The sequence below is a fragment of the Methylobacterium sp. B1 genome, assembly GCF_000333255.1.
Classification (GTDB): Bacteria; Pseudomonadota; Alphaproteobacteria; order Rhizobiales; family Beijerinckiaceae; genus Methylobacterium; species Methylobacterium fujisawaense.
This window is the reverse complement of sequence record NZ_BACT01000954.1, coordinates 1-12,453: the sequence shown is the minus strand read 5'-3', so window position 1 is coordinate 12,453 and position 12,453 is coordinate 1. Positions and strand designations below refer to the sequence as shown.

The 12,453-nt window shown below is 73.3% G+C and carries 13 protein-coding genes and 1 pseudogene; 9 read left to right on the top strand and 5 right to left on the bottom strand.

Features of this window, described 5'->3' with window-relative positions; translation table 11 throughout:
- Nucleotides 1–98 (bottom strand): annotated as a pseudogene (locus I53_RS32840) (nickel/cobalt efflux protein RcnA); the annotation flags it as partial.
- Between the two features lie 10 nt (nt 99–108).
- The gene (locus I53_RS26805; RefSeq protein ID WP_043356639.1) at nt 109–387 is read right to left on the bottom strand and encodes a metal/formaldehyde-sensitive transcriptional repressor; all 279 of its coding nucleotides are present in this window, start codon (nt 385–387) and stop codon (nt 109–111) included.
- Nucleotides 388–475: 88 nt separating this feature from the next.
- Between I53_RS26805 and I53_RS26800 the strand changes: the two genes are divergently transcribed.
- The 5 genes from I53_RS26800 (at nt 476) to I53_RS26780 (ending at nt 6,709) form a co-directional block, all read left to right on the top strand.
- The gene (locus I53_RS26800) at nt 476–679 is read left to right on the top strand and encodes a DUF1289 domain-containing protein (RefSeq protein ID WP_043356636.1); all 204 of its coding nucleotides are present in this window, start codon (nt 476–478) and stop codon (nt 677–679) included.
- A 186-nt stretch (nt 680–865) separates the two neighbouring features.
- Nucleotides 866–1,192, top strand: a complete 327-nt coding sequence (locus I53_RS26795; protein ID WP_043356634.1) for a YnfA family protein — start codon at nt 866–868, stop codon at nt 1,190–1,192.
- Between the two features lie 407 nt (nt 1,193–1,599).
- Nucleotides 1,600–1,980, top strand: coding sequence for a hypothetical protein (locus I53_RS26790; protein WP_043356631.1), 381 nt, complete (start codon nt 1,600–1,602; stop codon nt 1,978–1,980).
- A 125-nt stretch (nt 1,981–2,105) separates the two neighbouring features.
- Entirely contained in the window at nt 2,106–3,449 is a 1,344-nt protein-coding gene (locus tag I53_RS26785) for an efflux RND transporter periplasmic adaptor subunit (protein ID WP_043356628.1), read from the top strand.
- Between the two features lie 11 nt (nt 3,450–3,460).
- Complete coding sequence (locus I53_RS26780) at nt 3,461–6,709, top strand: CusA/CzcA family heavy metal efflux RND transporter (RefSeq protein ID WP_043356626.1); 3,249 nt, start codon at nt 3,461–3,463, stop codon at nt 6,707–6,709.
- Nucleotides 6,710–6,829: 120 nt separating this feature from the next.
- Here the strand turns inward: I53_RS26780 and I53_RS26775 are convergent, their stop codons facing one another.
- Nucleotides 6,830–7,084, bottom strand: a complete 255-nt coding sequence (locus I53_RS26775) for a hypothetical protein (protein WP_043356624.1) — start codon at nt 7,082–7,084, stop codon at nt 6,830–6,832.
- 931 nt (nt 7,085–8,015) lie between these two features.
- Here I53_RS26775 and I53_RS26770 point away from each other — a divergent pair.
- The 4 genes from I53_RS26770 to I53_RS26755 are packed head-to-tail and all read left to right on the top strand — an operon-like array spanning nt 8,016 to nt 11,309.
- Nucleotides 8,016–9,470 (top strand): FAD-binding protein, encoded by a 1,455-nt coding sequence (locus tag I53_RS26770; protein ID WP_043356621.1) that lies wholly within the window; start codon nt 8,016–8,018, stop codon nt 9,468–9,470.
- A gap of 18 nt (nt 9,471–9,488) precedes the next feature.
- Nucleotides 9,489–9,902: a DUF4383 domain-containing protein gene (locus tag I53_RS26765; RefSeq protein ID WP_043356619.1), complete on the top strand. Its 414-nt coding sequence runs from the start codon at nt 9,489–9,491 to the stop codon at nt 9,900–9,902.
- Nucleotides 9,899–11,026 carry a hypothetical protein gene (locus I53_RS26760; RefSeq protein ID WP_043356642.1) on the top strand — a complete coding sequence of 376 codons (1,128 nt, stop codon included), beginning with the start codon at nt 9,899–9,901 and terminating at the stop codon, nt 11,024–11,026. Before I53_RS26765 ends, I53_RS26760 begins: the two co-directional genes overlap by 4 nt.
- Nucleotides 11,010–11,309: a hypothetical protein gene (locus I53_RS26755; protein WP_043356617.1), complete on the top strand. Its 300-nt coding sequence runs from the start codon at nt 11,010–11,012 to the stop codon at nt 11,307–11,309. The genes I53_RS26760 and I53_RS26755 overlap by 17 nt, the downstream gene beginning before the upstream one ends.
- Before the next feature lie 9 nt (nt 11,310–11,318).
- On the opposite strand, the gene I53_RS26750 is transcribed toward I53_RS26755, so the two are convergent.
- Nucleotides 11,319–11,663 carry a hypothetical protein gene (locus I53_RS26750; RefSeq protein ID WP_043356615.1) on the bottom strand — a complete coding sequence of 115 codons (345 nt, stop codon included), beginning with the start codon at nt 11,661–11,663 and terminating at the stop codon, nt 11,319–11,321.
- Nucleotides 11,660–12,451, bottom strand: coding sequence for a hypothetical protein (locus tag I53_RS26745; RefSeq protein ID WP_043356613.1), 792 nt, complete (start codon nt 12,449–12,451; stop codon nt 11,660–11,662). Before I53_RS26745 ends, I53_RS26750 begins: the two co-directional genes overlap by 4 nt.
- Nucleotides 12,452–12,453 lie beyond the last annotated feature (2 nt).

Sequence of the window (12,453 nt, the reverse complement as noted above, 5' to 3'; positions counted from 1 at the left end):
GGCTCCAGGCCGTGGAGGGCGCCCAGCAGGATCGCGCTCGGCACGAACAGCCAAGCATGGGCGGTCCCCTGCTGCAGCAGGTCGGCGAAAGGCGTCATGGGGCGGCCTTCATTTGAGGTAGGTCCGGACCACCTCGATCAGCTTGGCGGCGCCCCGGGCGCGCTCGGCGTCCGGTTCCGCGTCCGGGTTCACGACGTGGTGACGGATGTGGTCTTCCATCAGCTCGGCGGTCAGGCCGTTGATGGCCCCGCGCATCGAGGCGACCAGCATCAGGACGTCGGCGCAGCCGAGTTCGGCCTCCAGGGCCCGCTCGACGGCTTCCGCCTGTCCCTTGATCCGGCGCACCCGCGCCAGGAGCTTGGCCTTTTCCTTGACCGTGTGGGCCATCGCGGGCTTCCTCGTCGTAGTGACGTATAGGGGGGTACCCTATATGTGTCCAGCGGCGGACGGGCCGCCTGGCGTACGGAGCCCTAACATGAAGACGGACGACCCCTGCATCGGGGTTTGCCAGTGGGACGGGCGGACCGGCTGGTGCCTCGGATGCGGCCGCACGGTCCCGGAGATCCGCGCGTGGCGGAAGATGACGCCCTACCGGAAGACCGCTCTCGTTCGCGACCTGCCGCGGCGGATACGGCAGATCGCCGCCGCACAGGCCCAAGCCGGTCCCGACAGGACCTGACGTGGCGCGTGGACGGCAGCGTGCGCCCGGGCGCAGCTTGGCGCCGGCGGCGCCCGCACGGCTCGGCCGCCTCAAGCCGGGACGGTAGGAGGTCGAGACGGCGCCGGCCCGCCGCGTGGTCAGGACCGGCGCCTCCGGCCCGTGTCGCCGGTTTGCCGCACGCACGGCGCATGCGAACACGCGCCCATGCTCACCTATCCCGCTTTCGCCGCGGCCGCCTTGGCCGAGATCGCCGGTTGCTTCGCCTTCTGGGCGTGGCTGCGCCTCGACAGATCCCCGTGGTGGCTCGTCCCGGGGATGGCCTCGCTGGCGCTGTTCGCCTCCCTGCTGACCGTCGTGGAGAGCGGGGCGGCGGGACGCGCCTATGCGGCCTACGGCGGCATCTACGTCGTCGCGGCCATCCTGTGGCTCTGGGGCTTCGAAGGCCACCGGCCCGACCGCTGGGACATCGCCGGCGGCCTCGTATGCGTGCTCGGCAGCGCCCTCATCCTGTTCGGGCCGCGGGGCGCCTGAGCCTCCGCCGACCGCGCCGGACCGTCGTTCGGTCCGGGGCGGTCCGGCGCGGCCCGTTCCGTCGGCGAAGTCGTGGTTGGGGGGATGGGGGCCCCGTTCATCGAAGAACGACCTGTCCTCGTCGCGGCGCGGATGGTGATGCCGGCCGACGTCGATGTCGACGTGGTCGTGCGGCCGCCGGTCGCCGGAGCCGCCCGCGGAGGATTGGGCGGTTGCCGCCAGGGCGAAGAGGCGTCGTCTCCTGTCGGGTCTCTCCTGATGCCGGCCGAGCCAGGCTGTCGCGACGGCGTTGAGCCGCGACGGACGGTGACATTCCGCACTCCGTCGGCCGGACCGGCGACCTGACCGCCCGGCGTTTCGCCCCCGCGTCTTGTGGCCCGACGCCCGAATCGCCCATAAGGAGCACGATGAAGTCGGCGGGACGCCAGCGAGCCTTCGGGGCCTGGACGGGGTGGTGGGCGACCGTCGCCCGCGCGCTCGCGCTCGTCCTGGCGCTGGCCGTCGCTCTCCCGACCGCCGGCCTCGCCGAGGACCTGGCGTATCATCAGGGCCATCCGGGCCACGACCGGACGGAGCTGGTCATGGCGTCGGACCTGACGCCGGCCTCGGCCCGGGCGGCGGATCCCGGCATCGCCTGCCACGTCCATTGCGGCTGCCACGTGGCCATGCCGTCGGACGGCCTCGCCCCCGTTCCGCCCGCCCTGCCGTCCCGACCCTGCTACGCCCCGGTCGACGCGGCGCGCGCCTCGATCTCCCCCGACCGCCTGCCGCGTCCGCCGCGCGCCTGAGGTGACGCCGCGACGGCGCGCGTCCTGAACCCCGGGTCCGAGGCCCCGGGGCCGCTTCCTCACGTCATCGCAACGGGACCGGCCCGGAAGCCGCCACGGCACCGGCGCCCCGACGAGCAGGCATCATGCGCATTCTCCTGACCGCGGCCCTGGTGGCCGCCGGCGTCCTCGTGGGCGCCGCCGTTCCCGCCGTGTCCGGCTTCGTTCGCGGCCTCCTCGCCGCGGCCGGGTTGCCGCCGGCCCTCCACACCTTCGCCGCCGGGCCTGGCCCCGCATCGCCGGGCGAGCCCCGCCACGAAGCGGGCGGCGGCCACGACCACGGCAAGGCCGCCGCCCCCAAGGCGGGCGCAGGCCACGCTCACGGAGCGCACGAGCCTTCCGAAGCCGAGGGCGCGGAGGGGCACGTCACGATGACCGCCGAGCAGATCGAGAACCAGGACATCAAGGTGGCCAAGGCGGAAGGCGGCCTGCTGTCGAGGCACATCCTCGTCCCCGGCACGATCACGCCGGACACGGACCGGATCGCCCGCGTCCCGGTCCGCGTCGTCGGCACGGTGTCCGAGATGCGCAAGCGCCTCGGCGACGACGTGCGGAAGGGGGACGTCGTCGCCGTCCTCGACAGCCGCGAGGTCGCCGACGCCAAGAGCGAGTACCTCACCGCCATGGTCCAGTCCGACCTCCAGAAGGTCAATTTCGAGCGCCAGCAGAGGCTGCTGGCATCCGCGGCGGCATCCCAGGCGGCGTTCGACAACGCCAAGGCCGTGTTCCAGGAGAACCAGCTCCGCGTCGACCTCGCCCGCCAGAAGCTCTCGGCGCTCGGCCTGAACGCCGCCGAGGTCGCCGCCGCGCAGAAACGCGACGAGGCGACGCCCAACGCCTCGACCCTGCGCCAGTACGAGCTGCGGGCGCCCATCTCCGGCCGCATCGTCGAGCGCAAGGTCGACGTGGGCACCGCCGTCGGCAAGGAGGGCGACCCGGCCGACGTCTACACCGTGGCCGACCTCTCGACCGTCTGGATCGAGCTCGCGGTGCCGACCTCGGACCTCGACGAGGTCCGGGAAGGCGCCCGGGTCACCGTGAACCGCGGCGGCCGCAGCGTGCAGGGGAAGGTGGTGTTCGTCAGCCCGCTGCTGAACGCCGACACCCGGTCCGCCCGGGTGGTGGTCTCGCTGCCCAACCAGGACATGGCCTGGCGTCCGGGGACCTACGTCACCGCCGAGGTCGAGACTGAGACGGATCGAGTGCCCGTCCGGGTGACCAAGGCCGCGCTCCAGACCGTCGAGGGCAAGCGCGTCGTCTTCGTGCGCACCGACGAGGGCTTCGAGAAGCGCGAGGTCGAGCTCGGGCGCGCGGACGACGACGCCTACGAGGTGGTCTCCGGCCTCAGGGCCGGCGAGGACATCGCGGTCGCCAATACCTTCCTCCTCAAGGCCGAGCTCGGGAAGAGCGAAGCCGGCCACGACCATTGAGGGGCCGAGACATGATCAGCCGCATCCTCGACGTCTCGGTCCGCCAGCGCTGGCTCGTGCTGCTGCTGTCGCTGCTCGCCGCCGGCTTCGGCGGCTACGCGGTGACGCAGCTGCCCATCGATGCGGTCCCGGACATCACCAACAACCAGGTGCAGATCAACACGACCGCGCCCTCGCTCGCGCCGGTCGATATCGAGAAGCAGGTCACCTACCCGGTCGAGACCGCCCTCGCCGGCATCAAGGGGCTCGAATACACCCGCTCGCTCTCGCGCAACGGCTTCTCGCAGGTCACCGCCGTCTTCGCCGAGACGCTCGACATCTACTTCGCCCGCCAGCAGGTGGCCGAGCGCCTCGCCCAGGTGAGGCGGGACCTGCCCCCCGGGGCAGAGCCCGCCATGGGCCCGATCTCCACGGGCCTCGGCGAGATCTACATGTGGTCGATCCACTACGCGAAGCCCGGCGAGCGAACGCTCTCGAAGGCGGGCGCGCCGGGCTGGCAGCCTGACGGAAGCTACCTGACCCCCGAGGGCCAGCGTCTCAGGACCGCGCTGGAGCAGACCGCGTACCTGCGCACGGTTCAGGACTGGATCATCCGGCCCCAGATCAAGACCGTGCCCGGCGTGGCCGGCGTCGACGGGATCGGCGGCTTCGAGAAGCAGTACCACGTCCAGCCCGACCCCGATAAGCTCGCCTCCCTCGACCTGTCCTTCTCGGACGTCGTCCGGGCGCTGGAGGCGAACAACGCCAACCAGGGCGCTCGCTACCTGGAGGATAACGGCGAGGGCTACGTCGTGCGCGCCGCCGGACGCCTCGAGGACATGGACGACATCGGCAACGTCGTGGTCGCGACCCGCGGCGGCGTGCCGGTCCGGATCCGGGACATCGCCGAGGTCCGCATCGGCCGCGACCTGCGCACCGGCTCGGGCAGCGAGGACGGCCAGGAGGTCGTCATCGGCACCGCCCTGATGCTGATCGGCGAGAACAGCCGCACGGTGGCCGCCGCGGTCGACGCCAAGATGGACCAGATCCGCAGGAGCCTGCCCCCCGGCGTCGCGGTCCAGACCGTCCTCGACCGGACCCGTCTCGTCGAGGCGACGGTGAGGACGGTGGTGAAGAACCTGTCCGAGGGCGCGGCCCTCGTCATCGTCATCCTGTTCCTGCTGCTCGGCAACATCCGGGCGGCCGTCATCACGGCGCTGGTCATCCCGGTGGCGATGCTGATGACCCTGACCGGGATGGTCGAGGCGAAGATCTCGGCGAACCTGATGTCGCTCGGCGCCCTCGACTTCGGCCTCATCGTCGACGGGGCGGTGATCATCACCGAGAACGCCCTGCGCCATCTCGCCGAGAAGCAACACGCCCTCGGGCGGGCCCTCGAGACCGAGGAGCGCCTTCAGACGGTGCGGGCGTCGGCCGAGGAGATGATCAAGCCGTCGCTCTACGGGCAAGCCATCATCATCCTGGTCTACGTGCCGCTCCTGACCTTCACCGGGGTCGAGGGCAAGATGTTCGCGCCGATGGCGCTGACCGTCATCATCGCGCTGGTCTCGGCCTTCATCCTGTCGCTGACCTTCGTGCCGGCGCTGATCGCCATCGTCATCACCGGCACGGTCACCGAGAAGGACAACCTCATCATCCGGGCGCTGAAGGCGGCCTACCGGCCGGTGCTCGGGGCTGCGGTGCGCGGTCCCCTCGCCTTTCTCGGGGCGGCCCTGTTGCTGCTGGTCGGGGCGGGCGTCCTGTTCACCCGGCTCGGGACCGAGTTCATCCCGCAACTCGACGAGAAGAGCATCGCGCTCAACGCCACCCGCATCCCCTCGACCTCGTTGACCCAGTCGCAGGCGATGCAGCTCAAGGTCGAGCAGGTGGTCTCCAAGTTCCCGCAGGTCGCCTACGTGTTCTCGAAGACCGGCACGGCGGAGGTCGCCTCCGACCCGATGCCGCCGAACTCCTCCGACACCTTCGTCATGCTCAGACCGCAGGAGGCGTGGCCGGACCCGAGCCTGTCGAAGGCCGACCTGCAGGCGCAGATCGAGACGGCGGTGGGGGCGCTCGCCGGCAACGTCTACGAGTTCTCGCAGCCGATCCAGCTCCGCTTCAACGAGCTGCTCGCCGGCACCCGGGGCGACCTCGCCGTGAAGGTGTTCGGCGAGGAGTTCGAGCCGATGCTGAAGACCGCCAACCAGATCGCGGCGGTCCTGAAGGGCATCGACGGCGCCGAGGACGTGAAGGTCGAGCAGACGGCGGGCCTGCCGTTCCTGGAGATCAAGATCAACAAGGCCGAGGCCGCCCGCTACGGCCTCAGCACGGGCGCCATCCAGGAGGTCATCGGCGCGGCCATCGGCGGCAAGGATGCCGGCGTCGTCTTCGAGGGCGACCGGCGCTTCCCCATCGTGGTGCGCCTCACCGACACGGTGCGCGAGGACCGCGAGGCCCTGGAGAATATCCCGGTGCCCCTGCCGCCCGGCCCGAACGGCCGTGCGCGTTCGGTCCTGCTCAAGCAGGTGGCGGGCTTCTCGGTCACGGAGGGGCCGAACCAGATCAGCCGCGAGAACGGCAAGCGCCGGGTGGTCGTCACCGCCAACGTGCGCGGGCGCGACATCGGCTCCCTCGTGGCGGAGGCGCAGGCCGAGGTCGGGCGGCAAGTGCCGTTGCCGCCGGGCTCCTTCGTGACCTGGGGCGGCCAGTTCGAGAACCTCGCCTCGGCCAAGCAGCGGCTGATGGTGGTGGTGCCGGCGTGCTTCTTCCTGATCTTCCTGCTGCTCTACTCGGCCCTGGGCTCGCCGCGGGACGCGCTGCTGGTGTTCAGCGCGGTGCCGCTGGCGCTGACCGGCGGCATCGTGGCCCTGTGGCTGCGCGGCATGCCGGTCTCGGTGCCGGCGGCGGTCGGCTTCATCGCGCTGTCGGGCGTGGCGGTCCTGAACGGCCTCGTGATGCTGACCTTCATCAAGCAGCTCGTGGCGGAGGGGCGCCCGAAGCGGGAGGCCATCCTGGAGGGCGCGATGATCCGGCTGCGGCCGGTGGCGATGACGGCGCTGGTCGCTTCGCTCGGCTTCGTGCCGATGGCCATCGCCACCGAGACCGGGGCCGAGATCCAGCGGCCGCTCGCCACCGTGGTCATCGGCGGCCTGATCAGCGCGACCCTGCTGACGCTGGTGGTGCTGCCGGCTCTCTACGCGCGCTTCGGCAGGATCCGGCCCGCGACGGCCACGTCCCGGGCGCGCCAGCCGGAGCCCGGCCACCGCGAGGCCGCAGAGTAGAGGCGTGCGGTCAGACCTTCCGCTGGGGCGGCCTGGCCCGGCTCATGTCGCGCCGGTCGCAGGGCCGGGCCGCACGCCGGATCCCGGGGAACGGGGCCCCTCGCGGGGGCCCCGACCAGCTCACATGCGGTGATGGCGGTGCATATGCCGCGTCATGTGCCCGCGATGATGGTGATGGCGCATCATGTGCCCGTGGCGGTGATGGCGCATCATCCGGTGGTGATGGTGGCCGTGCATCCGGTCCATGCGGACGGAGACCACGTCCGACGGGGCGCTCACGGCGCCGGGCAGGCCGGGCGCGGCCGAGGCCGAGGTCGCGGCGCCGGCCGCGCCGAAGGCGGCCAGGACGGCGACGACCAGCAGGGACTTCCTCATAGGCGTTCCTCTCAGGGTGTCGGCGCGCCGGTCATCGCCGGCGGCTCGGTGCCGGCCAGGGACTGGTCGGCAGGGAGGCAACAGCCAAGCTCACGACACCGTTCCGCACGGCGCGCGCGCCGCCTCGGGCATGCTTAAGAGGCCGAAGGGCTCACGGACGACGCGCCACCGCGCTCGGCAGCGACCCGCGAGACCCGCGCGCAAGCGAGCGCCCGAGTGGCGTCGCGTCGGATCCGCCTCCGGCAACGGATCTGCAGGCGCCGCTGGTCCCGCCGCGGCCGATATCCGCTCCAGCGCAGGGGATGAAGGCCGGCGAGTGGCCACGAGGCGGAAGGTCAGTGTCAAGCCGCGATGGACAATCGCGTGCCTTGAGACGGCTTCGGCCGCCGGGCGGCACGAAGAATCTCGGAAGTCCCGCGGGGGCGACGGCCGGTTGTCTCCGCGCACGCAGAACACTCCGATCCCGGAGCCGGACACGCGCCGGATCCGGCCAGAATCACGCTCTCGGGACAGGCGGGCGTCACAGGGCCGATCGGGTGTCGCCACGGGCCCTGGCCGGACGGACGGGCGGCCGACCGACGATGCGGCGCCCGTCATACCCCGCGGCACCCGCAGAGCTTCGTCCTCCCGTTGGGCGGGGCCTTCCCACAGGCGGCAGGCTCGCCGTCACGGGCGCCTGTGGGAAGGCCCGCTGGCAGCAGGTCACGCAAGACGGCATCCTGGCGGGCCTTGAGCAGGCGCAGGACCCGCGCGGCCGGCCGCTGGAATGGGCGAACGAGCCGCCGCGTGCGAAGAGGGCCGGCCGGTTTGTCCGGCCGTATCGCGCTCCGTGCGCGATCTCACGCCGGCGGGCCCGGACCCGTCGCAGGGTAGGCCGGCGGGGCGAGCCGGTCGCCCCGCCGGTGCGAATCGAGGGCTGGGGGCGGCGGTCATGGCGGGGATACGACCGAGCAGGCGCAGGATCCTCGCGGGCGGCGGCGCCCTGGCGGCCGCCGCGCTGCTGCCGCGGGCGGCCCGGGCCGCCCCGCGGATCATCCTGAACGATGCGAGCGGCCTCAACCCGACCCCGGTGGCCCGCCACGCCGTGCTCCCGACAGGGTCGACCGAGGCCCTGATCGAGGCCGTGCGCGCCGAGATCCGGGACGCCGCCGCCGCCGGGCGGCCGGTGGCGGTCGGCGTCGCCCGCCATTCCATGGGCGGCCAGAGCCTCGCCCGCGACGGGACGGCCGTGACCCTGGAGGGCGGCCCGATCGAGCCCGACACCGCCGCCGGCCTCTACCGGGTCGGGGCCGGCGCGCGCTGGTCGCAGGTCATCCGGCAGCTCGACCGGATCGGGTTCTCGCCCGCGGTGATGCAGTCGAACAGCGATTTCGGGGTCGGCTCGACCTTCAGCGTCAACGCCCATGGCTGGCCGGCCCCGCGCGGGCCCTTCGGCTCCACCGTCCGCGCCCTCCGCCTCGTCCTGGCCGATGGCAGCCTCGTCACCTGCTCCCGCACCGAGAACGCCGAGCTGTTCGGGCTGGCGATGGGCGGCTACGGCCTGTTCGGGATCGTGGTCGACCTGGTGGTCGAGATGGTGCCGAACCGCCTCCTGACGCCGACCTTCGCGGTGATGCCGGCCGCGGAGTTCGCGCCGGCCTTCGTGGCGGCGGTGGAGCGCGACCCGCGGCTGCGCATGGCCTACGGCCGCCTCTCGGTGGCGCAGGCCGGGTTCTTCGAGGAGGCGATCCTCGTCACCTACGCGGAGGCGGAGCACCCGCCGCAGGTCCTGCCCGCCGCGGCCGCGCAGGGGGCGTTCTCGGCGGTCTCGCGGGAGATCTACCGCGCCCAGGTCGGCAGCGAGTTCGGCAAGCGCGCCCGCTGGATCGCCGAGACCCGGCTCAACCCGACGCTCGACCCCGGCCTCGCCACCCGCAACAGCCTGATGAACGAGCCGGTGGCGAACCTCGCCTCGCGCGACCGCAACCGCACCGACATCCTGCACGAGTATTTCGTCCCGCCCGAGCGGTTCGACGCGTTCCGCGCCGCCTGCCGGGAGATCATCCCGGGCTCGGGCTGCGACTGCCTCAACGTGACCCTGCGCTACGTGGCGGCGGACCCGGACTCGACGCTGGCCTACGCGCCTTCTCCCCGCATCGGTGCCGTGATGTCGTTCTCGCAGGGGCTCACCCCCGGCGACGAGGCCGCGATGATGCGCATGACCGAGGCCCTGATCGAGCGCGTCGTGGCGCTCGGCGGGGCCTATTACCTGCCCTACCGCCTGCATGCCCGGCGCGACCAGATGGCCCGGGCCTATCCCAGGCTCGACGCCTTCGTGGCGGCCAAGCGCCGGTACGATCCCGGGCTGCTGTTCCGGAACGCCCTCTGGTCGACCTCCATGGCCTGACCGCGCAAGGATCCGCTCATGAGACCCACGCCCCCACAGGCGGCCGCCCTCGCCTTCGCGGCCATCCTGCTGTTCGCCGCCGCCACCGACTACATCCCGGCCTTCCGGGACGCGGAGGGCCGCGTCTTCGGCCTGTTCCGGCTCGACGTCTACAAGGACGCGCTCCACCTCGCCTCCGGCCTGTGGGCGCTCGCCGCCGCCCTGTGGTCGCGGCACGCCGCCGTGACCTTCCTGCGGGCCTTCGGGGCGATCTACCTCCTCGACGGCGTGGTCGGGGTGATCACCGGATCGAGCTTCCTCGACCTGTCGCTGTTCCTGAAGGGCTTCCAGGACAGCCCGCTCCTCTCGAACGGCCCGCACCTGAGCCTCGGGCTCGCCGGCGTGGTGCTCGGCTGGTGGCCGTGGCGCGCCGCCGCGGCGGGCGCGGCGTGAGCCCCCGTCCCGCCCGTCGCCGCCGCCGGGCCGCCCGCTGGGCGGCCGCCGGCCTGGCCCTCCTCGCGCTCGCCTGCGCCCTGCCGGTCGCGGCGATCGAGGGGGGCTGCGCGGTCGCGCCCGATCCCACCCTGCAGGGGCGTGCGGGGGGCGGCTCGCGCTTCGGGATCGCCCCCGACGGCTACAAGCGCGCGGCCGGCGACAGCTACCTGACCTTCCCCGAATGGGACATCGTCCACGCCTACGCGGACCTCGCCGGGGTGACGCGATCCGCCTCGGAATCGGCCTTCGACTACTGGGCGGCGACCACCGGCTTCTGGACGAGCCTGTGCGGGGCGACCCGGGCGGCCGGGCGCACCGGCGACGTCACCGCGGGCCAGAAGGTCACCAACTACGTCATCGGCCTCAGCTTCACGGCCGAGATGCTGATCCAGGGCGCCTACGAGCGCACCGTCGGGGCGCTGACCGCGTGGTGGCGGGGGCCCGAGCCCACGGAGGAGGACCGGTTCAACGCCCGGCTGCTCGCGGATTACGCCGTGTTCCTGCGCCAGACCCCCTGGTACCGCTACCCGTTCGACGCGGAGCTGTCCCGGCTCTGGCGCGATGTCCCGTTCACGCCGTCCCTGCGGGCGGTCGAGCGGCGCGGCGCGCTCTCGCTGCAATACGGGGTGAAATGGGCCTACGCGCAGGGGATCGCGTGGCTCGCCGGGATGGACCCGGCCGGCCTGACGATCCGCAGCGTCGTGGCGGGGCTCGACGCCGCCGACGCGGCCGCCGACCCGCGCATCACCCGCCTCGGCCCCGTCCCGGCCGGCGATGGCGGACCGGCCGCCCTGATCGAGACGCCGCGCTACCGGGCCTTCACGGAGATCTTGCGGGGCCTGGGGGCGCGCGGCCGGACCGTGCTGGAGATCGCCGGCAACGACCGGATCCTCACCACCGTCCTCCTGCCGCCGGGCCGGACGGTCGCCCTCGCCGGGGCCGAGCCGCTGTTCGCGATGCCGATCCAGTCCGAGCCGGGCTGGCAGCGCGTCGGCTACGACACCGCGGTGGAGCAGCTCGTCGAACAGATCCGCGCCGTCGAGGCCGCGGGGGGCCGGTTCGAGCATGCCTACGATTACTGATCGGCGCCCCCGGCGCGGCCTGCCGGTCGCCGCGGCGGCGGCGGCGCTCGCCGGGTGGCTCGGCGTGACCGCGCTGACCGCCCTCGCGGTCCAGCCGGAGACCGTGGTGGCGCTCGGGAACCCCGCCGCCCTGGCGGCCGCCGATGACGGGGCCCTGGTCTCGGCCGGCCGCGCGTATCTGGTGATCCGGCCCGCCGCGCCGGGCGCGGTCCGGCGGCTCTACGCGGGGGGCGCCTGGCTGGTCCTGCCGGCCCCCGGGACCGGCTGCCTCGGCGCGCGCTGAGGGCGGTGCTCAGTAGGGATCGGACCGCTCGAGGATCTCCTGCCCCATCAGCACGCAGCTCCCGGGCATCGGCGCGTAGATCAGCCGGATCCGATAATCGCCCTTGTCGATGCTGCCCTCCGCCTCAATCACCTGGAAGCGCCGCGTCCCGACCAGGGACGCGACGGTGCCGACGGACCGAACGGAAGCGGGATCGACCGTGGCCCGCGCGTCGCCGTCGCTGTGGAAGCGCAGCAGCTTGAGGGCCTGCCGCTCGGCCTCGGCCGCGCAGGGCGGCGCGGGCGCCGCGACCACGGCGGTCGCGGCCGGCCCCGTCGCCGCGATCAGCGCCAGCGCCCGCAGGATCCGTCTCATCGGCACGTGACTCCGTATTCGTGGACCTCGGGCAGGTCCCCGTCGCCCGTCGTGGTCAACGAGAGCGCGCCGGCGGCCCCCGCATACCGGAAGCTGCAATAGGCGAGGCCCGTCCCGGAACAGCCGTCGACCTCGATCACGCCGCGCCGGGCGAGATCCCGCTCCCGCGCATCGTCGCTCGGCGGACCCTTCACCGGCGTCCAGCCCGCGGCGATCAGCGCCGCCCGGGCCGTGTCGATCGGCTGGCCGCGGATGGCGGGGACCGCTCCGCGGCCACCGCAGACGGATTCGACCGCGGGAAGCGGCTCCAGGGACAGGGTCCCGTCCGGGCGCAGGGTCAGGTCGCCCACCGGAGAGGGCGGCAGGTCGCCGTCCCAGAGGCGCACGCCGCCGGTGCGCGCCGCGATCCGGCCGACCGCGCCGGTCCGGCCGGCGCCGTACACGAGGGCGACGAGGCGCGTCCCGTCGAAGAGGCCGACATTGCCGTCCGCGATGAAGCAGGTGCCGCTCGTCCCCTGCTGCAGGTCGCTGGCGAAGCTGACGGCCCGGTAGCGGCCCAGCGCCGCTTCGCCGGTGACGAACCAGTCCCGGGCGGCCACGGCCTGCGCCGCTTCCGATTGCGCCGGGACGACCTCGCCCGGGCAGCCGGCCTGGCGCCCCGCCCCGCCCGGGGCCCGCGGCAGCGCGGCGAGGGGCACGAAGCGCAGGTTCTTCACGGCGGAGGCGACCCGCGGCGCGGGCGGCCCGTCCTGCGCGGCGATCGATCCGGCGAGGGGCAGGCCGAGCATCA